Source organism: Paenibacillus sp. cl123 (assembly GCF_900101595.1).
Taxonomy (GTDB): domain Bacteria; phylum Bacillota; class Bacilli; order Paenibacillales; family NBRC-103111; genus Paenibacillus_G.
Genome location: NZ_FMYY01000005.1, coordinates 314841 through 335744, shown reverse-complemented (window position 1 = coordinate 335744; position 20904 = coordinate 314841). Strand labels below are relative to the sequence as shown.

Sequence of the window (20904 nt, the reverse complement as noted above, 5' to 3'; positions counted from 1 at the left end):
GCTCCAATCTGGCAGCGTTTTTATTTTTGTGCTTTAATCTTATCGTAAGCGTCCTGATACAGCTTCTGGAGCTCGTCGATTTTCATTTTCTTCAGCGTGGCCTGGAACTCTTCCCACTTGTCGAAGCCAAGAGCTCCTGCGATAAATTTCGTGCTTTGTTCTTCGTAGTATTTGTCAATATCATTGCGCAGCACGTTGATTTTCTGGGCCGTCGCTTCGTCAAACATCGGAGCGGCATACAGAGTTTTATTCATATAAGGATCGAGCTTCTTCTGAGCTTCCTGCACCTGCGGCGGGTTGATGAAAGAAGCCACCTTTTCGCTAATCAGGTGAGGCGCCCCGCCTCCGGCGTAAGGGGTGATTTTGGATTGATTGCCTGTCGCCAGGAAGGCATCCGTATAGTAAGGAATTCCGTTTCGCAGTTCATAGTTCTCGCCCTCGCGACCGAACCGCAGCAAGGTGGCGCCTTCATCGCTATAGAAATAATCGATCCAACGCATCGTTGCTTCCGGATGCTTGTTCACCGAGGTGATGGCAAAAGCTCCGAAATCCCGCGGTACTGGAGCCGACAGCTGCAGCCTGTCGCCATGCGGCCCCTTGACTGGTGCAATACCGATATACTGCTCGTTCACTTTCCCGCCAAGCATCGGATTGTTCGTCTGATCAAAGAAGAAGCCGGTGTTGCCGGATGCCTGCTTCGCCAAATATTGCGCTTCCTTCTGCGAAAAGACCTCCTGATCCAGAAGCTTTTCCGAATACAGCTTATTTAAATACATCAACAGCTCTTTATTCCGGTCATTGCCCATCCAGATTTGGACCTTGTCATTTTCAATATTAATGTAGTAACCGAGCTGTTTATTCAAGCCGAAGGATCCGCCCATAATATCCGCAACCGGGATGCCTAATCCAGGTCCGCCGCTTGCGCGAGCCGTCATTGGAATTTCGTCCTGCTTGCCGTTGCCGTTCGGATCTTTATCCCGGAATGCTTTCAGCACTTCGTACAGCTCTTCCGTCGTCTCAGGCTCCTTCAGATTGAGCTTCTTCAGCCAGCTTTGATTCATCCAGCGCTTATCGGTTCTGGCCGCATTGACACTTACAATTCCGGGCAGCGCATAAATATGGCCTTCCGGCGTCGTAATCGCCGAGCGGATCTCCGGATACGTCTCCATCAATTTCTTGAGGTTCGGCGCGTACTGGTCAATCAGCTTTTCCAGCGGAATCAGCTGGCCGGCCGAGCCGTAGCGAATCGCTTCCAGAGGGGTCAGACCGGAACGGTACAAGGCATCCGGCAGCTCATTGGAGGCAAACAACAGGTTCTTCTTTTCCGCGAAGCCGTCCGTCGGCGCCTCGATAAATTCAACTTGAATATTGCTCAGCTTCTCATAATCCTGAAACACCGGCATGTCCTTGAAAGGCCCGTTAGCCGGCGCAATTCGCGTAAACATCTTCAGCTTCAGCGGCTCTTTCACAATAGGAAATCCGTCCGCCGACACGTTTTTCTCAGCGCCCGCGCTTGTATTTCCTTTGTCGCCCTGGCCTGCCGGCTCCGAGCTGCTGCAGGCGGTCAGCGTCAAACCGGAAGCGACCAATGTGGAAAGCAGTACCGTCCCCCAATTTTTTTTCATCTGTTTGTCCTCCGCTTCAAGTTGTTTTCGGCCCATTCAAGAAAGAAAGCGTTTTCCCTGGGGCTAAATTAATTATAAGTCATGCGGTTTTCCCGATGATTCCAAATATATGACTTTCCATTCTATTTATTTGACCTGTTTCAAATGATCGATATATGCTTGGGGGGTCATGCCGGTTATCGCTTTGAACACTTTAAAGAAATACGGATAGTTAACAAATCCCGCCAAGCCGCTGATTTGCTTCAGGGAGTGCGGAGAAGACTCCATCAGCAAACAGCTCGTTTTAATGCGAACCCGGTTCAAATATTCCGTAAACGTCATCTGCGTTTCTTCCTTGAACAATCTGCTTAAGTAGGAAGCGTTCAGATTAAGCGCTTGCGCCGTAATATCCAGCGAGATATTGGAGGCGTAGTTGTCCGCGATGAACTGGACCGCTTTGGCCACATGCCGCGAATAAGCGCCTCCCCCGGCCTGCTGCTTCCTCAGCCCCTCGACAACCCGGGCATAATAAGCCGCCAGACCGCGCTCCAGCTCGGCCATGCCGGTCATTCTGCCAAGCTCGCTCCGCGGAGCAAGCAGCTCGCTTTGCTCGATCGTCTCTAGCGGAAGCTGCCGCTTCAGAGCCGCTTCCGCCATCCGAAGCATGTCGCAGACCATCGTCTGCACGTTCATCGCGTAGACCGGCTGGCTTCTCTGGGAGGCGAACATCGCAGCAAGCGCCTGCTGGATGCGCTCCCCGTCCAGCTGCTCCAGAAACAGCTGCAGCTGCTTCTGCTCCTCCAGCAGCAGCGGCTCTCTCTGGCCTGCCGTGCCGGAGTCCGGATACAGCTGCCCGTGAATTTCCTCGCTCGCCTGGGTGTAGCTGGCCTTCACTTGCTTCAAGCTCCTGCACAGCGGTCCGGCCGCATAAATGCAGCTCAGGTTAAGAAACTTCTCCAGGGAATGGGACAGACTGCTCATCGCCTGCCTGATCTGCGTGGCGACCGCGTGCTCGCTTCGTTCCGGCGATGAGAACAGGACGATAAAGCGCCCCTCTCCCGCATACCCGACCGTCCGTCTGTGAATGTCGCCGACCGCCATCTGCATGACCTCCGTCGCCCGCTGCACCCAGCGGTTTTTCTGGACATCGGTCATGGCTTCGGTCAGCAGCCGAAAGGGCACGATCTGCACGGCTGCCGCTCCGAACGTAACGGCATCGGCATACAACTCATGTCCCTGGGCATACGTCTGCAGCTCGTCTCCTCCAGCCTGCGCTTCCCTGGCCAGGCTGGCCGCGTACTCCCGGTGAATGACCGGGCTTAGCTGCTCCATGATCTGCGTCTGGGCATGGCGGGCCTCATGCTCCCTTTCCTCCAGTTGCAAAGCCTGAGCCGCTTTCTTCAGCAGCGACAACAGCGTGTCCGGGCTCAAGCGATGCTTGAGCACATAATCCATCGCTCCGTGCTTGAGGCAATCCCGCACATAATCGTAATCGTCGTAGCTGCTCAGCATAATCATCTTGACCCTCGGGTAGCGCTCCCGGATTTTCCCGCAGAGCTCCAGTCCGTTCATGGACGGCATGCTGACATCGAGGATGGCAATATGCGGAACCCGCTCCTCCATAAGGGCGAGCGCCGCATGGCCGTTATGGGCTTCGCCGCATATGGTGAAGCCGTGCTTCTCCCACTCGAGCATGCTCTTCACATCGTTGCGCGCCAAGGCTTCGTCATCCGCCAGCAATACTTGATACATCGTTCCATCCCCCCTATGTTGTGGCGTCTTCGCCTTCCCCGGCCAGCCATGGAAACTTGATCAGCACGCTCGTATAGGCGCCGGGCTCGCTATGGACGAATACCCCGTAAGGATCGCCGTACAGCCGCACGATGCGTTCATGCACATTGCGGATGCCCATCCCGCTGAAGCGTGTGCCGCTTCCGTTCCGGCCTGCATCGAACAGCGCCTCGATCTGCTCGGCCGACATCCCCTGGCCGTTATCCCGGACCTCGATTCGCAATTCCTTGCGCTCCCCGTAGATGCGGATGACAACAAACCCTCCGTGCTCCGAGGACGCGACCCCGTGAATAATCGCATTCTCCACAATCGGCTGCAGCATCAGCTTGAGCACCCTGCAGCGCAGCAGCGCTTCGTCCTCGATCTGTATATCCACATGTATGGGCTCCACATACTTGTATTTTTCAATATTGACATAGCTGCGAACATACTGCAGCTCCTCCTGCAGCGACAGAAACTCATTCGAATTGCCGAGCACTCCCCGCATCAGCTCGATCAGCGATTCCGACACTTCCACGATATTCGGCACTCCGTTCAGCTTGGCCAAATATTTGACCGTGTTAAGCGTGTTATACAGAAAATGGGGCCGGATCTGCGCCTGCAGCACAGCCAGCTCCGCCTCGCGTTTCTCCCGCTCGGTCGTTCGGATGCCTTCCATCAGCCGTTTTAATTCCTCAACCATCCGTTTGAACGCCTGATACAGCTGGCCGATTTCATCCCGGGAACGAATTTCGACCGTCGGCAGCGACATATTGCCTTCCATCACATGCATCATCATCGCTCTCAGCCTGCGGATATTCCGGGTAATCCGGGAGGATACCTGCGAAGTGCCGATCACGATCAAAATAAATACGACAATGGCGACCTGGGCGATCATATTGCGGATACGCACCGTTTCCGTCAGCAGCGACGGCATGGGCACGAGCGCCAGCGTCGACCAGCCGGTATATTCCGATTGGCGGCTGATCACCAAGTAGGACTTCTGATCGATGGTCTTCTCCACCGAAGCGTTCGATCCGGCCAGCTCCCGGTTAAGCTTGATGACCGTTTCCTTCTCCAGCCCTCCGGTTCCGGGCTCGTAAATAAATTCTTCATTCTCGTCGATCACATACAGCATACTGTCCGACGTCGGCTTGACATCGTAGGTTTTGCGAATAAACTGGTCGTTAAGGTCGAACATGACGATCCCGATAATTTGCCGGTTATAGCGGATCTGCCGGCCGGTGACGATGGCGTCGCCCGAGCCCGACTGGCGAAAATACGCGCGTACCGAGCCTTGGTGCAAAATATCGTTCATCATCGGCGTGTGGAGGATGCTGTTGTCGAGCCAGGGCGAGCCGACGTAGAACACTTTTCCGTTCAGCCCGATGACGGCGGCTCGCGTAATATAAGGCTTGTAGGCGATGACCGCGGACAACACCTCCTCGATCCGCCGCTGCTCCTGGAACCACTCGTAGCTGGGTTCCTCCGTGGCGCTCAGCAGCGTGTCCAGCACCGTTTTGTTCGTCACGACCACGGTGTTTAACTGGCCGATCTCCTCCAGACGGAGGTTTAGCGAATCATCGGCCTGCCTGATGCTTTCCTTGACTGACGTAACCGCATTTTTTTTGACCGTTTCCCTCATGTAGACATACACACTGCTGGTCACGGCCACGATGCCGAGCAGCGTGACAAGCGTAAAGGCAACAAAGATTTTCCCCTGTATGCTTACCCCAGGTGAAATCAGCTTTTTGACGGAGAAAAACTTCATTGGCCCGAAAACACCCCTTCCTGTTAGAAACGCTTACATCCAGCGACCAAAACAGTCCGTCCTCCCGAAGGAAGACGGACTGTACTATATGCTCTGAAGCCTATCGGCGGCCTCAATGGCGCCGCCCTTACTCCAAGGATACACCAATTCGAACGGCTTGTCTTCTATCTCGTCCAGATCGAAGCCAATCAGCCCGGTTGTTGGACCCGGGCTCAAGGCTCCAGCCTATTCGGCGCAAGGGTCTATGCGCATCCCCTGTTCGTCCGCTTCGGCTTCGAGCGGCACGATCCCCAGCAGCGTCCGGAAAGGAGCGGTCCGGTCATTGCCGAACAACGTCGAGCGGAGCTTGCCTTCGCGGTCGATGAACATCGTGCCGTGACCCCCGTGAGGCACCGCAAGCCGTCTAGGCGTATAAGGGCCATACAGATGGTCGGCCACGGCATACATCAGATCGTAGGTGCCGTCCACCCGCTTGTCGCCGTTCCACTCGGCCGCCCCCAGCACATACTTGCCTTTATATTTCACGATAAATGCGCCTTCATAACCAACCCGCTGCCCATCCGAGCACAGCAGCTTGCGCGGCATTTCGGCAAACCCCGTCATATTGTCCTTCATTCTGGCGATCATGCCGTCCTGCCAGACGAAATACACTTGCCCGTCATCATCCTGGAACAAGCTGGAGTCGATGTCCGTATTGGTCATCCGCCCCATATCGATGTAAGGCCCTTCCGCTTGGCCGGACACGCTTTTAATCAAGCCGGTTCCGCCGCCCTTCAGCGAATACGTGATCCAGAACGTCCCGTGCAAATAAATCATCTCCGGCGCCCAGAGACAAGGATGCTCGTAGATATTGTTCTCCCAGGTGCCGTTAACCGCAAGATCCCATACTTTCGCCACATGACGCCATTCCTTCAAATCCGGCGAACTCCACACATGAAGCTGATTGTTCCGGTCCCAGAAGTTGCCATGCGGCTCATTGGAGGTCCCCGTCAAATAATAAGTGCCGTCCGGTCCGGTGCTGATATGAGGGTCGCGAATCCGGAAGTCGGCGGCGGGCTTCAGGCTTCCCACGGCTCCCTTCTCGAGCAGCGCATCCTCCGACGGCCTGATAAAGCCCGGTCCCGCCATGGTCATCGGCACGGCGGCGGGCATGCGCTCGACCGGCGAATAGCTGCCGCAGCCCGAGAAGGACGCGTACAGCTGCTGATCGTGCCCGGTAAATAAAGCGGCTTGTCCTCCATGGGGTATTGCCAAATACCGTCTGCTGTACGGACCGTAAATTGCCTGGCTGACCGCTGCAAACGTATCGATCGCATCGCTGTCCATCCGCTTCAGCGCATCTGCGCCAAACAAGAAATAATAGCCGTCCCGCTTGATGACAGATGCCCCATGCGAGCCGATCTGCGAGTTCCGGCTGTACGCCGGATGATCCTCCCGGCCCGCGCTCCACCAGGGCTGCACCTGCGCCAGTCTCGGAAGCTCGGCAAGACCCGCCATATCGTCCTGCATCCGGGCAATCTTGCCGTTCCCGTACACCCAATATACGGCTCCGTCTTCGTCCTCGAATAACGAGGCGTCATGACCGTCTTCCGACATCCTTCCCATATCTAGATAGGGCCCCTCTATGGAGCCCGACGAGCTGCGCAGCAGCCCGGTGCCGCCCTGCCGCAAGCCGTAGCTGATCCAAAACGTGTCTCGCATATAATGAATTTCCGGCGAGCAGAGGCCGCAGCCGCCTTCCGCATGCTGCTGGGGCTTCTGCCATGTGCCTTCTGTCTCAAGACGCCACACGGAGACCGGTCCGGTCCATGCCTTCAAGTCCGGCGATGCCCAGACCTGCACATCCGCGCCGCTTGTCGTCCCGGTCAAGTAATACATGCCTTCAGGACCGGCGCATATGCTGGCATCCTGCAAGGACACGTCCAGCAGCGGTTCGATCCGGGCAGCCGATTCGGAATAACCGGTACAAGCGGACCATTCCGTCTCAGGATGGGGAGGCTGATGAATAAAAGATGAGTTCATAATAGGGTTTCCTTTCTCCATGCGTAGTGAAATTTATAGGGAGCTTGCCAGCAGCTTCATATCCTCTATCTGCAGGGGGACCGAGTAGACGCGCACATTCCGTATGCCTCCGTCGAAGGCCGCCCGGCCGTCTTCCTCGCCAAACGCGTCCGCTCCAAATCTCCCCCCGTAGCCGCCTGCCCCGTCATGGGCCTTCACCAATGAAAAAGAAGCGCGTCCTTCTCCGACATGAGTCCCATTTACATACAGACATAGTCGGCCTTCGTCGTAGGTAATCGCAACCTGGCTCCACACGGCCGGCTCCAGCCTGACCGACTCCGCCGCAACCGTCAAGCGGCGGCCGGCCGAGCATACCGCCCCTTCCAGGCAGCCTTCCCGGATTCGTAGAGCGAGGCCGTTCTCCGAATCGCCCTCATCCAGCAGCACCTGCGTACCGGCAGCAGACCGCGGGCGAATATCCATCACGACGGTTCGCAGGGAGAAGGCTTTGTGGAAAAACCCTTCAGGCTCCTCAGCGGCAACCCTGACAGGGGAAAACGTAGGCGTCCTGTAATGGGCCAACAAGGCGTATGCGTCGAGCAGCCGGAGAAGCTCCTGTTCGCCGATCGGCAGCATGGTCGCATGTCTGGCCCCGTAAGGAAAGCGGACTCTGCTCTCATCCAGTTCCCCGGACCAGTGCCGCATATCCGCCGATTCCATGACGCCGAATTTGCCGTAAGCCCAGTAGTCATAATACAGCAGCCACTTTTTCTCCCGGTCGATCCAGAGAAACTCGGGCCCTTCCGTATAATCCGGGGTTTGCACGCCCGCGACTCTTTCATAAGGTCCTTCCACCCGGTCGGATACAGCTAAGTAATTCATCGGCGGGTGCGGATACTTGAGCGGCTCATAGACATAACTTTCATCCTTCACGGCCATATAGAAACGCCCTTCATGCTCGGCCAGACTCGCATCGATCGTTTGGAATCCCGGATCGTAGAACAGCTGAGTCCCGGTAAACGCCGACCAGTCCTTGGTCCGCGCGCAGTAGTGCTTGCTGTTGCTTAGATCCTTTCCAATGCTTGAGGCCCAGTACACGAGAAAATCTTCATGAGCCGGATCGTATGCGAATTCGGGCGCCCAGCAGTTCACCGTATTCGGAATCCCATTCATGACCGGCAGCGCTTTCTCCTCGCTCCAGGAGATCAGATCGTCCGAGCTCGCATATCCGATCGAAGACCCGCGCGGGCGAATCGTAAATACAAGATGCCATCGGCCATCCGGACCCTTGCTGATAAACGGGTCCCTGAGTATGCCTTCGCCCAGGCTGGAAGTCCAGACGGGCTTGTTCCCGTTCAATTCATACCAGTGCAAGCCGTCGCGGCTGTAGGCGTAATGCAATTGTTCCGCCTTATGGCTTTGTCCGGGACCGGAGCGGAAGTAGCCCATAAGGAAGGCATGTTGTCGATTATGGCTGGAAGTAAGCACGGTGGCGCCCCCTTTTACGTCATATTATTATCGCATGCATGAGACATGCTGCTGCATATGGCTCTGCTCCCATTTTATTATGGGTCAGGCCATGCAATGAATACGTATAATTCACTCAAAAGTGAGGAATAAGGACATGGTTCCATGTCCAGTCGCGGCAAATCATGCTAGAATACTGTCATAGAACCAACAAGCCTCCAGCCTGAGAAAGGTCCGATGACGATGCTGAACAAACCCGGAAAGCACGGCCCCATATACCACCTGCCTCCGCTTGGCTCGCCCCCTCCTGTCAGCGTGCAGTTTTTGGGCGTTAACTACTGCGACCCGGATTACCGCAACATCCGCAAGCTTGCGAAAATTACCGTCTTCGGCTTCGTCTTGTCCGGACAAGGGCGTGTTCAGGTGGACCGCCGGGCCTGTATAGCCCGCCAAGGAGATGTATTCCTGCTCCCTGCAGGCTGCTATCATGAAGTGGCGGCAGACCCGGACCATCCCGAGCCCTGGAGCTACATATGGCTGAACATTAGCGGCAACCTGGTGCTGGAGCTGCTCGAGGCCTATCAGCTGCGCTCCCATGTCGTCGTTGCGGATGCGGGCTTGGAGCCGTTATTTCGTGAAGCGATTGCCGGCATGGACGCAGCGTCCGTGGAAGACATGCACAAGGAGCTTCAGGTGATCGTGATGCGCATCCATGTCAGCCTCTTCGAGGCCTTGCGCAGAAAGGGAGAAGCCTTGTCCCCGGCCGTTCACGCCATCAAGCAATGCTTGGACAACGGTATTCTTCAACCGTTTGATTCCGAACGGCTTTCCGCCCAGCTGGGCATTTCCTTCAAGCAGATGAACCGGCTGTTCAAGAGAGAGGTCGGAACTACGCTTTACAACTATGTCATCGACAAAAAAATAGAGTCGGCCAAGCTGATGCTGCTGAATACCCAGCTGACCATCAGCGAAATTGGCTACAGGCTCGGGTATGCCGATCCGCATTACTTTTCCAACATGTTCCATAGCAAAACCGGCATACGGCCAAGCGCCTTCCGCAAGCAATTGAGTTCCATGTGAGGCGAGATGTCCGACCGGACTTCCACCGGCCGGTTGTATCCGGTCTTAGCTACCGTTTCCGGTAGTTATCCCGATTTTACAGGCAGGTTGCCTAGATGTTACTCACCCGTCCGCCGCTAACCTGCCTGGCTTGACTAGGCGCGCAATGTAAAGAAGAACGCCTGACGGCGTCCCTACGCATAGACGGACGAGAGGGGCATGGCGCGCCTGAAACTGTAACGGAAATCTCCGACTCTTAGAGCCGCTTTTCTCACGCCCTTGCCATTCTTACGGAACTCAGCGACCCTCAGACGGGCAAAAGGAGCGAACAATGGGCCGTTTCTCGTTGTAAGGGGCTCCTAGTTCCGTTACAAAAGGAATCCGGTCGATTTCGTGCGTTTAGAGTCGCTCAGTTCCGTTCCAACTCCGCTGAACTTTCTGATACGCGCAAAAAGGCCTGCCGGATAGCAGACCCTCTCTAAGGATATAATTAAAATGATCATTGCCTCTCTGCGGCGGCTGCGCGACCCTATCGTCGTCGCTGTAGATGCTCCGGATCGTCCGGACTCCACGGCTCGCGCCGGTGTTGATTTCCTCAATCGTATCCTCGTCGTCCATATGCGTCATGAACAATCAGCCAAACTGCTTTGGAATCATGCGGCACTACACTTCCTATACTCGGGAATAACGGGCAAGCGTAATCCGTTCATAGGGCCGCTGCTCGCCGCATTCATACAGGCATAACACCGCACCGTTCCCGGCCACGGCCAGATCCGAATAAGCCGCCGGACCTGCATGCAGCTCTTGCTCAACGGCCCACGTCCTGCCTCCGTCCCTGCTCGCCCGGACGGTCATGTTCTCCCTCAAGGCGCTGGCCGGATTCGAGAACAACAATCCCCCCTGCCCGTCCTCGACTACGCTCGCTTGGCAAACCGGCTCGACCAGCGCTTTATCCAGCGTAATCTCGGACCAGGTTAGCCCTCCGTCCTTGCTCGTGGCCACAGCCCGCCGGTTGCGGCCATGGTAGCTTCTCATATTCATATATAACGTGCCGTCGGGCAGCTCGGCCAAGACGCATTCATTCGTATGCTCTCCGATGATGCCCCCCAGCTGCCAGCTCTCGCCATGATCATCGCTGTATATCGCATGCGCGGTATAGGGGCCGGAGCGCTCCTCCCCCGGCTGCAGCGCCGCATGATTGCACGGAACGATCAGACGGCCGCTTTTCAGCTGGATCGCATGGCAAGGGCCGGTCGCATACCACGTCCATTCCGGACGCTTCACCGCAGCGGTAATATCCTTGGGCTCGGACCACGTTTCCCCGTCGTCCTCGCTTTTCATCACCAGCACCCCGCGCGCCGTCTTCCCTGCCAAAATATCTTTCTCATGGCCGTCCTCCGCGTTGCGGCAGAGCACCAGCCAGATCGTACCGGTATTCCGGTCCTGCACCGGGCACGGATTGCCGATCGTATCCGCTCCGAGATCCGCGATGATCCGGTACGGCTCCCAGGTGCTGCCGTGATCGAAGCTTCTGCGAAGCGCAATATCGATATCGCCGGCATCGCCGCCGCCGTTTTTCCGCGCCTCGCAGAAGGCAAGCACCGTTCCGCTTCGGGTTACGAGCAGTGACGGAATCCGGTAGGTGTGATAACCGTCCCGTCCCGATACAAAAAGCTCCATTTGCTGCAGCAATCTCATCATCTCCTCATTTTAGACGGCTACCGTTTCTTTCCGTGTCAGCCTTTGATCGAACCAACCATGACGCCTTTGACGAAATAACGCTGGATAAACGGATAAACAAACAAAATCGGCAGCGTACTGATCACGATAATCGCAGACTTCAACGTTGCGGCCGGCGGAGGATCGTGCACGAATTCGATCTGGGTTTCGTTTTGCATGACGCCGGTTAACAAAATATTTCGCATCAGCACCTGGATCGGCAGCTTGCTCTGATCGTTGATATAGATCGAAGCGCCAAACCAGTCGTTCCAATGAGATACCGCGTAAAACAGACCGATCGTCGCGATGGCCGGCATGGAGAGCGGAATGATGATTTTCAGCAATATGACCGGCGGCGCAGCTCCGTCCATGATGGCCGATTCCTCCAGTTCCTCCGGCAGGCTCATGAAGAAGTTGCGCATAATGAATAAGTTCCAAGCGCTGATCAGCCCCGGAATGACCAGCACCCACAGCGTATCCTTTAATCCCAAATTGTCGATCAGCATGTAAGTGGGAATCAGTCCGCCATGAAAGATCATGGTCAGAAATATGATCAGGACCAGCGCATTTCTTCCGGGCAGGCTTCTGCGCGACAAGCCGTAGGCCAAGGTAGCGGTAAAGACGAGATTCAGAAACGTACCGACCGCCACTTTGAACAGCGTCACTTTATAAGCGTTAAATACGAGCGGCCCCCGGTTCAGCAGCAGATCGTAAGCGGCAAAATCAAGTTTCTCCGGGATAAGCACGAATGCCCCGCGCCTCATGGACTCCTCGGCGCTGATGAAGGAAGTGGACAGCACCGACAAGAAGGGAATGAGAAAGAGCAGCGACAACCCGATGAGAAACAGAATGTTGACGGCGTCAAACAAACGCTCGCCGGCCGTTGGCTTCAAGGCATTCATCGTAAGTCGTCCTCCTTCCCCGGGTCTTACCAGATCCCGGTCTGATTCATTTTTTTGGCTATATAATTGGCGCCCAGAATAAGGATCATAGCTAAAATATTTTTAAACAAACCTACGGCGGTGGCAAAGGAATATTGAAGCGACGTCAAACCCTCGCGGTACACGTAAGTATCGATGATATCCGCAACCTCGTAGACGGAAGGCGAATACAGCAGCAGCACCTTTTCAAAGCCCGCATTGAGGAGGCCGCCTATGGAAAAAATCAGCATGATGACGATCACATGCGTAATCCCCGGCAAAGTAATATGCCACATTTGCCTCAGACGGCTGGCTCCGTCCATCTTGGCAGCCTCATATAAGCCCGGATCGATGCTCGTCATTGCCGCCAGGTATAGAATGCTGCCCCACCCGATCGACTGCCACACATGGGAAGCGACCAGAATGGAACGGAAATATTCGGGCGAACCGAGAAAATGAATCGGCTCTCCCCCGAAAGCGACGACCGCCGCGTTAATCATGCCGGAGTCCGTGGACAATACCATCATAATCAGGCCTGCCACGACAACGGTGGAGATAAAATGAGGCAAGTACGAAATAGTCTGGACAACCCGCTTGAACACGGCATTCTTCAGCTCGTTGAGCAGCAAGGCCAGCACGATCGAGGCCGGAAAACCGATCACCAGCTTGTACATGCTGATCAGCAGCGTATTGCGCATCACATTCCAGAAATAATACGAGTTCCAAAATTTGATGAAATGCTTAAAGCCTACCCACTCGCCAGTCAGAACCGCTTCCACGCCTTCAAATGGAGAAATGTCCTTAAACGCAATAATGACGCCGAACATCGGAATATAATCAAAAATGATAAAATACAGCATCCCTGGAATAATCAATAAATAGTAAAAACGGTTGATGCTGACGAGCTTCCATAGCTTGCGTAAGCCCGCAGACTCCCGCCGCGCAGTCCGGGGCGCCGAGATTTCGGTGTGCATGGGGCCATTCATCCTCCTTCCCTGCGGCTTTGCAGGCCGCAAGCGGAAAACCGAGCCTCCCGCTTGCGGCCTGCAAAGCCGATATGTGCAGCAACGTCCCTTTTTATTTCTTCAGCTCATTATATTGACGCGTGTACTCCTCGATCCATTTGTCCAGACCCGCCTTGTACAGCTGATCGATGAATTTGTCATATTCGGCAAGCGGTCTGGCGCCGGTTACGAACTTCACCAGCTCCTCGCTGCGCAGTCTGTCGATATCGCCAAGCGTCGGGATTTTCTCCTGCAGCATCTTCTTGTCGTACGTAATCATGGCGTCGATCGGCATTTTCGCGGAGGCGATATTGGAAATTTCATGATTTAAATAATCCGCATGCAGCTTCTTTACCGGATCACGGAATGCATATTTCGTCTCGGTCGCTAACCCTAAGGAAACCATGAATTCGCCCGCATAGGAGATATCCTTGTTCAGCATTTCAATCTCAAACTTCTTATCATCCAGGTACTTCCAATTCGTTCCGAAAGCGGCCGTCAGCGTATTGGTCGGCACGTCCTGATACTGATGGTTGACAAACTTCATGACCGCATCGGGATGCATCGCTTTTTTCGTAATGACCATAGCGGCTGTGCTGCCCGGGCTTGCCGTCATCAGCTTGCCCTTCGGCCCTTCCATGTTGCGGACGATCTCGTAGTTCGCCTCCGGATTCAAGGTCGACTGAATCTGCGGGAACAGCAGCGTAATCCGTGAATACCACATTGAGGAGCTGCCTACCCGGTTCGTTTTCAGCAGCTCCAACGGATCGAATTTGCCGAAGGCTTCTTTATAGATGTACCCCTTCTGATACCAGTCGGCCATGGTCGCGACAAAATCCTTAAAGCCCGGGGCCAGCTCCATCGGCTTCACTTTCTTGTCGGCCGGATCGATCCAGTTGCTGTTTCCGTTCTCCGTAAAGCCGCCGACAAACGCGTTCTTGATACCGTTCAGATCCGTTATCATCGGGATTGTATCGTCCTTGCCGTTGCCGTCCGGATCCTGTTCCTTAAACGCTTTCAAAACCGCTTCCAGCTCCACCAGCGTAGCAGGCTGCTGCAGGTTCAGCTTCTTCAGCCAGTCCGTACGGATCCAGATCGGATAATGCACCGACGGTACGCCGCGCGGAATACCCCAGATTTTTCCGTCCTTGTCCGTCATGTAATCCCAGGCTTCCTTGGACCATGCCTTCTTGATATCCTGGCCGTACTTATCCAGCAGATCGTTCAGAGGAATAATGGCGCCTTTGGAGGCGTACTGATCCCAGTTGCCCTGGAATATATCAATCTCGTCCTTGGAGCCGAGCAGCAGGTTCAGCTTCTCGTCCGCCGCTCCCTTCGGAGGCACGATGGCTATAGGCTCAATGTTCAGCTTATCTACATACATCTTCTTCATTTCCTCCAGAGCCGCCGGTACGCTTCCCTCGGGCTTTTGATTCAGCGCTCCGCTGTTCTGATAAATATAGATTTTCGGAGTTTCCTTCGGCGCCTCCGCTTGCGGGTCTTTTTCTGTAGTCCCCTTGGCCGAATCCGCTCCGCCCGAGCATGCCGCAAGCGTCGACGCGGCTAATAAGGATATGACCGAGGCGCTGACTATTTTTTTATTCATTCCGTTTCCTCCCTTTTTATTTGTGATCGGTTAGATTGAACCCGCTGCTCAGACGTTCGAGCGCAACGCATGGTTCCAGGTAACCTTAGCATTCGATGAAAGCGTTTTAAATAATAAATATTTGAAGTTTCATACTACTTTTTCTACATGTCATCATCGTAGTATGCTTTTATAACGCTTGGATTCAGCTGAAAAGAAAACCTAGCCGGCACTCGCATACCGCTAGGCTTGGGCGGCCTCTTTCAAGAGCCGTATATTTTCTTGTACTCGCCGGGGGTCAATCCCATCAGCTCCTTGAATACCTTGATGAAGTAGTAGGAGTTGCTGTAGCCTACCCGCTTGCCGATTTCATTGATTTTCATGTCGCTTTGGATCAGAAGCTCCTTGCTCTTCTCGATCCGGATGCGTTTTAAATAATCGACGAACGGCTGCCCGGTAATCTGCTTGAACAATCTGCTGATATATGCCGGATTCAGGTTCAGCTGCTCGGCCACCGAGTTCAGGGAAATATCCTGATCGTACTCCCGCTCCAGGATATCTACCACCCGTGTGATATGCGTGTTCCCTTTCGCATGCATCTCCAGCTGGAGATTCGCCGTCGTGAGCTGGATCATGCGGTGAAACCATTTGCTGATCTGATCCAGAGACCCTTGCTCGAGCAGCTCCCGGTACGGGTCGGTTCCGCTGCCAAACACGGTCCGGGTGCTCGCGCCCAGCTGAGCGCAGGCATTCATGATTCCGGTCAGCAGTTGAACGAAAATCGGCTGAATTTGATTATAATGCAGCTTGTGCTTATAGGAGCTCAGCTCGGCAACGATGTCCTCGAAGGCCTGCAGCGCCTCGGCTCCGCGGGCCATCTTGATATGGCCCAGCAACAGCTCCTCCTTCTGCTTCGGATAAACAAATTCGCTGCTTCCATCGCTTGCAAGCATCAGGTCCTCGATGGAAATGACATCTCCCTTGCCGTAGATGATCCGGTACTTCAACGCTTCCTGGGCTTCCTCGAATGCTTGGGGCAGCTGCAGGATGGTCGCGCAGGCTCTGCCGGCTCCAATCGTACATGCGATGCCCAAAGTCTGATTCACAACGTCCAGAAGCCGCTGCCCAAGCCTGAATAACTGCTGCCGGTCTGGTCCGGTCCGGTTCAGGACGATCGCAATCGTATCCTTGCCGGCGTCCACCAGGAAATAAGGCGCTGCCATGACCCCGCTTTCCTTGATCGTATCGATGACCTTCATCATGAGCAGCTCGCCGGCCATCATATCGCGCTCCGCCGGCAGTTCGTCGCGGTCGTCCAGGGAAAGCAGCAGCAAGGCGAGGTCAACGTTGTCGATCTCGAGTCCCAAATAAGCCTTCCTCTCCTCGATCTCCTCCATAGTCATGGAATGGCGGTGAAGCAGCGTATACTTGAACTTCTCTTTGTAGAAGGGCAAGCTCTCCTCCAGCTTTTCCTTGTAATAATCTCTTTCATGGAGCGTCGATTGCACGAAGCGGCCGATCGAATGAAGCTCGTCGCCCTCTTCCGTACGGCGGTCCATTTTACTGTGAATCCATGTGTGCAAATAAGAAATCGGCCTATACAAGCTTCGGGAGGATAAATAAGCCAAAGTGACGGAAAGCGCCAGAAGCAGCACAGCAGACAAGATAATGGTTTGGGTGATGGATGAGGTCCCTTCAGAAAGCGCTTCCATATCAGATGTATTGATAAAGGTCCAATTCAGCAGCGATGAAGTAGAGTAGCTGATCAGCATTTGTTTGTCGTCCAGCTTCGTGCGGAATGCCCCCGTCTCCCCGACAATCGGCTTATCCCCCGGAAGCAGCTCTTGCAAGGGCTGATGCATCCGGGCAGGCTGGCTGTGGAACAGCACGCTGCCCTCGGCGGACGCTACAAATATATCGTCCTGCTCATTGAGCTTGCTTAACAGGTTCTTATGAATCATCCCCGCATCCAGATTAATAATAAACGCATTGCTTGCCTTGGTGGATCTGTATATGATCGTCAGCAAGCTCTTGTCTCCCGGATGATACTGCTTGGCAATCCGGGTATCCATATATACCGGGTTTTCTGACGATTCCTTCATCTCTTCGACCCAGCCTGTGTCATAGAAAGCATCCAGTGTAAATTGCCGGTTGGAGCCGTCGTTTTCCGAAGTAAAGACCAGATCTTTGCTGCTGTCGTAGAAATAGACGGAATTCACAAACTCGTTGGACATTTTGAAGGAATTGAGGGTGGAGAGAGCGTTTTTTTTATTTTCCAGGTACCAATACAGGTCGAATAAATCTTCTTTCAAAATCTCTCCTTGCAGCCCTTCGTAATAGCTGCCGCTGGGGAATTTCTCAAAGTCCTGAAATCCTTGATTCATCGCGAGCAGATTGGAGTTTTCCTTAATTCGGTTCAGTACAATTTCCATGGAATTGATCGTTTGATTCAAATACTGCAGCTTATTTTTCCCCGTTTCCTCCTCGAACGTGCGAGAAACCTTGTAATAAGCGACGACGTCGGATAGCAGATTGGGAATGACCGCAATAAGTGCGATCGTCAGAATCAAGCGGATAAAAAACCTTCTCCGTTTGATCTTGCCGAATAACGCAAACGATTTTACCTTCGTGAACACGGGAATGCCCCCTTTTCTCTCAACGGATCAACCGCCCTCTTCTCTTACATCAAGGGATGCCGGATCATGGCTCTGCAGCCCCCCTGCTCTCTATTCGCCAACGCGACTCCGTATTTGGAGCCGAAGCGGATATGGAGCCTGCGATTCACATTATACAGCCCTACGCCCCCAGTCTCTCCCGGCTCGTGCGGACGAATCGTCTGAAGCTGCGGCTCCTCGGCGAACCCTGGTCCGTTATCCTCTACCGTGCACACCAGCTCTTCGCCCTCAATGAACACCCGAATCAGTATTTTCCCCTGGCCCGCAGGCAGCCTGCTCATACCGTGGCGAACCGCATTCTCCACGAGCGGTTGAATCGTCAGCTTGAGAATCGGCATATTCAGCGCCCGAGGCTGTACGTGGATGATCACCCTCAGCGTGTCCTGATTTCTTAACGATTCGATCTTCAGATAGCTTTTGACATGCTCGATCTCCCGCTCGACCGTCGTAAACTCTTCTCCGTTATTGATGCTGTACCGGATAATATTGCTAAGCGACGTGACCATCTCCGCGATTGTGCTCTCCCGGACGTGGTTCGCCCTCCATTTCATCGCATCCAGCGTATTGTATAGAAAATGCGGATTGATCTGATGAATCAGCATCTGCATCTCGGTGCGGGACTTCTCCGCTTCCATCTGCCGGGTTGTCGCGAGCAGCTCGCGCATCCCGAAGATAAGCGAATTATAGCCTCTGGCCAGCTGGCCGATCTCATCGCTGCGCTCCCCGTATCTGTCGCTTGGAATAAGCTGCCCCAGCTGGGCTTTCTTCATCTGGCCGACCAAGTATTTGATCGGAGAAACAAAGCTGCTTGTGATCAAGGCAAGTAGTACGGAGACTAGCGCGATGCTGATGAGTACCAGCATGCCGGAAAAACGTTTGATCGTTTCAACCGGACCGATCAGATCTTTCTCGGGCACGGCCGCAACGAGCTTCCATGGCAGCTCCGCGAACGGCAGGCTGGCCAGGAATACGTCGTCCTGTTTCCAGTACTTCCGCTCCTGCCCGGAGGCCAAGATCGGCTCATTCACACTATTCACCATAAAATGCTCCACATTCGGATAGGCCGCCGGCGACATGATCTGCCGCTTGATGTGCGCCGCCGGAATGTTCAGCTGAATGACCGCCAGCGGCCTCAGATCCTGCATCCCCCGAATCAGCCTTGCGAATATAAACGTATCGTTCTCCACATACCAATACCCTCTTCCCTTCAGCTCGATCGCCTTGCGGATCCATTCGGTGCCGGATGCCTTCCTCCCGGGCTGGATGAGCATCGAATATGAGGCAAACCGGGCCTCGTCCGCCGGTAAGATGGTCAGCTCGTAGCTTCCTTTCAACTCGTTCGTCAGCGTTAACGATCTGCTCAGAAATAAACGGTCCTCCAGTCCGCTGCCCAGAACCTCAAGCTTGCCGGAACCGATGATCGAGTCGGAATGAAGCTCCACCTGCCGCAAGAACTGCTCGATGCGCAGCCGGTTCTGCTCCAGATTCTCCGTCAGCAAAGCGGAGGTTACATGCTTGATCTGCTCCGTGGACTTTTCGAAATACCAAGCCCCGAGAATCGTCACCGGCACGGAGACGGATAGAAACAATAGGATGAACATCTTGATGAACAAGGTGAGATGGCTTCTCCTGAATGCTTTCATTTGCCGTATCTGAACTCCTTTGGAGTCATATTCGTCCTTTTTTTGAACAGCCTGCCGAAGTACTGAAGCTCCTGATACCCGATTTTCTCGGCAATCTCATAAATTTTCAAATTGGTGTGGCGAAGCATATGCTTGGCTCGCCCGATCCGCACCTCGGTTAAATAATCGAGGAAATTTTGGCCGGTCTCCTTCTTAAACAGCCTGCTCAGCCAGACGGGATGAATACTGAGCTCCTCGGCTACACTTTGCAGCGTAATCTGCTGCTCGTATCTCTCGTGCATGATCCTCTTCACTTTATCAATCATGAAATGAGACGGGACCGACGAGGGACGATCGTCCGCAAGCTTAATCAGCTCCTGCAGATGCTCCAGCAGCAGACGCTTCACTTCTTCCGCCGTCTGACAGCTGTCCGCCTTCTCCCACAGCTCCATGGGAAACTGGCTCAGATCTGCCTGTATCTTCTCGGAAAGACAGGCGTGCACCTCCAGCATCCATTCAAAGCATTTGATCGCCAAGTCGCCCTTCCTGCTTACATCCTTATCCAGCATAAAGCGCTGCACAGTCTGCTCCAGGTAGCCCCCGGCCGCATCCATATCCCCTTCCAGCACCGCTTCGGCCACCCGCCCGCTGACAAGCCCGCCCGGCTCCTGCCCGGTCCGCTCGGCAATGCCGGCATAGCCGACGACACCATGATGGCCCAGCGCAGCGAGCTTTAACGCCTTGCGCGCCTGCTCGTACGCCTCCGAGATCGCCTGGAACGCATGCATGCGCTCACTGATACCGAGGGACGCATGAAGCTTCTGAAATTGCCTGATCCGCTCATGAATATGCTGCGCCATCGCCTGCTCCTGCTCCCATGCAGTGAGAATGACCCAGTCATGATGGATGCTTCGGACCATGACCGCCGGCTGATATTCCTTGAGCAGCTCTTCCGCAATATTGCCTATAGCGAACAGATCGAGACTGAGGTCTTTATCCTGATGTCCCCGAACATCGTCCCTGCCGATGCTGAGCGCGATCAGAACATAGGACTGCTTCTCTAGCCACTGCAGATTCCACATTTGCAGCCGGTGATGGATATGCTCCTGCAGCGCAGTTTGCTGCAGGCAAAGCCCCAGCACGAACTTTTCCTTCAGCGCCTCCGTACCGAGGCGGGCATATTCCGTCTGATTTCTAAGCTGCTCCCGGTGGACGCGCTCCCCATGAAGCATCTCGTATACGGCGCCGATCTTCTCGGCCAGCTCCTGCCTGGAAGCGGGCTTCAACATATAGTCCACTGCGCCCAATTGAAGGCTGCGCTGGGCATACATGAAATTGCTGTAGCTGCTGATGACCACGACCTTCGGCTCGTAATGAAGCGCCTTCACTTCTTCCAGCATATCGAGACCGGTCATCTCCGGCAGCAAGATATCGGTGAGAATGATCTCCGGCCGATGCCATCCGATCAGCTCGAGCGCTTCCTCGGCGGACTGCGCAGCCAAGACTTCCTTGAAGGGCAACCCGCTCCACTCGATGACCTCCAATAGTCCTCTTAAGATGTCTGTCTCATCCTCGACCACGATGATTTTCAAGTGATCACCTCCCCAACTGAAGTCCTGCGCACGGAGTCTTTCCCATTATAACCCGATTGACGCGCGCCGGTCACTGTACAAGCAAGAAGAAGACCCGCCGGCAAGCCTAGGTCTT

At 54.6% G+C, this 20904-nt stretch carries 13 protein-coding genes; 1 reads left to right on the top strand and 12 read right to left on the bottom strand.

The genetic code is table 11. The features are described from left to right. Positions 1-20 precede the first annotated feature (20 nt). The 5 genes from BLR08_RS12040 to BLR08_RS12020 all read right to left on the bottom strand — a co-directional run bounded on the left by BLR08_RS12040 (position 21) and on the right by BLR08_RS12020 (position 8634). A complete protein-coding gene (locus BLR08_RS12040) occupies positions 21-1625 on the bottom strand; it encodes an extracellular solute-binding protein (protein ID WP_072329268.1) in 1605 nt (534 codons plus the stop codon). A 126-nt stretch (positions 1626-1751) separates the two neighbouring features. Next, a complete protein-coding gene (locus BLR08_RS12035; RefSeq protein WP_072329269.1) occupies positions 1752-3356 on the bottom strand; it encodes a response regulator transcription factor in 1605 nt (534 codons plus the stop codon). Between the two features lie 13 nt (positions 3357-3369). Beyond that, entirely contained in the window at positions 3370-5145 is a 1776-nt protein-coding gene (locus BLR08_RS12030) for a cache domain-containing sensor histidine kinase (protein ID WP_072329270.1), read from the bottom strand. A gap of 225 nt (positions 5146-5370) precedes the next feature. After that, a complete protein-coding gene (locus tag BLR08_RS12025) occupies positions 5371-7167 on the bottom strand; it encodes a family 43 glycosylhydrolase (RefSeq protein ID WP_072329271.1) in 1797 nt (598 codons plus the stop codon). 33 nt (positions 7168-7200) lie between these two features. Continuing rightward, entirely contained in the window at positions 7201-8634 is a 1434-nt protein-coding gene (locus tag BLR08_RS12020; protein WP_072329272.1) for a LamG-like jellyroll fold domain-containing protein, read from the bottom strand. Positions 8635-8856: 222 nt separating this feature from the next. Between BLR08_RS12020 and BLR08_RS12015 the strand changes: the two genes are divergently transcribed. Further along, positions 8857-9693, top strand: coding sequence for an AraC family transcriptional regulator (locus BLR08_RS12015; RefSeq protein ID WP_176835499.1), 837 nt, complete (start codon positions 8857-8859; stop codon positions 9691-9693). Positions 9694-10344: 651 nt separating this feature from the next. Here BLR08_RS12015 and BLR08_RS12005 read toward each other — a convergent pair. From BLR08_RS12005 to BLR08_RS11975, 7 genes are all read right to left on the bottom strand, one after another. Then, the gene (locus tag BLR08_RS12005; RefSeq protein ID WP_072329275.1) at positions 10345-11364 is read right to left on the bottom strand and encodes a sialidase family protein; all 1020 of its coding nucleotides are present in this window, start codon (positions 11362-11364) and stop codon (positions 10345-10347) included. 44 nt (positions 11365-11408) lie between these two features. Further along, positions 11409-12293, bottom strand: a complete 885-nt coding sequence (locus BLR08_RS12000) for a carbohydrate ABC transporter permease (RefSeq protein WP_072329276.1) — start codon at positions 12291-12293, stop codon at positions 11409-11411. Positions 12294-12319: 26 nt separating this feature from the next. Further along, entirely contained in the window at positions 12320-13285 is a 966-nt protein-coding gene (locus BLR08_RS11995) for an ABC transporter permease (RefSeq protein WP_072329277.1), read from the bottom strand. Positions 13286-13388: 103 nt separating this feature from the next. Beyond that, positions 13389-14921, bottom strand: coding sequence for a type 2 periplasmic-binding domain-containing protein (locus tag BLR08_RS11990; protein ID WP_072329278.1), 1533 nt, complete (start codon positions 14919-14921; stop codon positions 13389-13391). A gap of 242 nt (positions 14922-15163) precedes the next feature. Beyond that, on the bottom strand, positions 15164-17536 hold the full coding sequence (locus BLR08_RS11985) for a helix-turn-helix domain-containing protein (RefSeq protein ID WP_072329279.1): 2373 nt from the start codon (positions 17534-17536) through the stop codon (positions 15164-15166). Between the two features lie 44 nt (positions 17537-17580). Next, positions 17581-19218, bottom strand: a complete 1638-nt coding sequence (locus BLR08_RS11980) for a sensor histidine kinase (protein ID WP_072329280.1) — start codon at positions 19216-19218, stop codon at positions 17581-17583. Then, positions 19215-20789, bottom strand: coding sequence for a response regulator (locus BLR08_RS11975; protein ID WP_072329281.1), 1575 nt, complete (start codon positions 20787-20789; stop codon positions 19215-19217). Before BLR08_RS11975 ends, BLR08_RS11980 begins: the two co-directional genes overlap by 4 nt. Positions 20790-20904 lie beyond the last annotated feature (115 nt).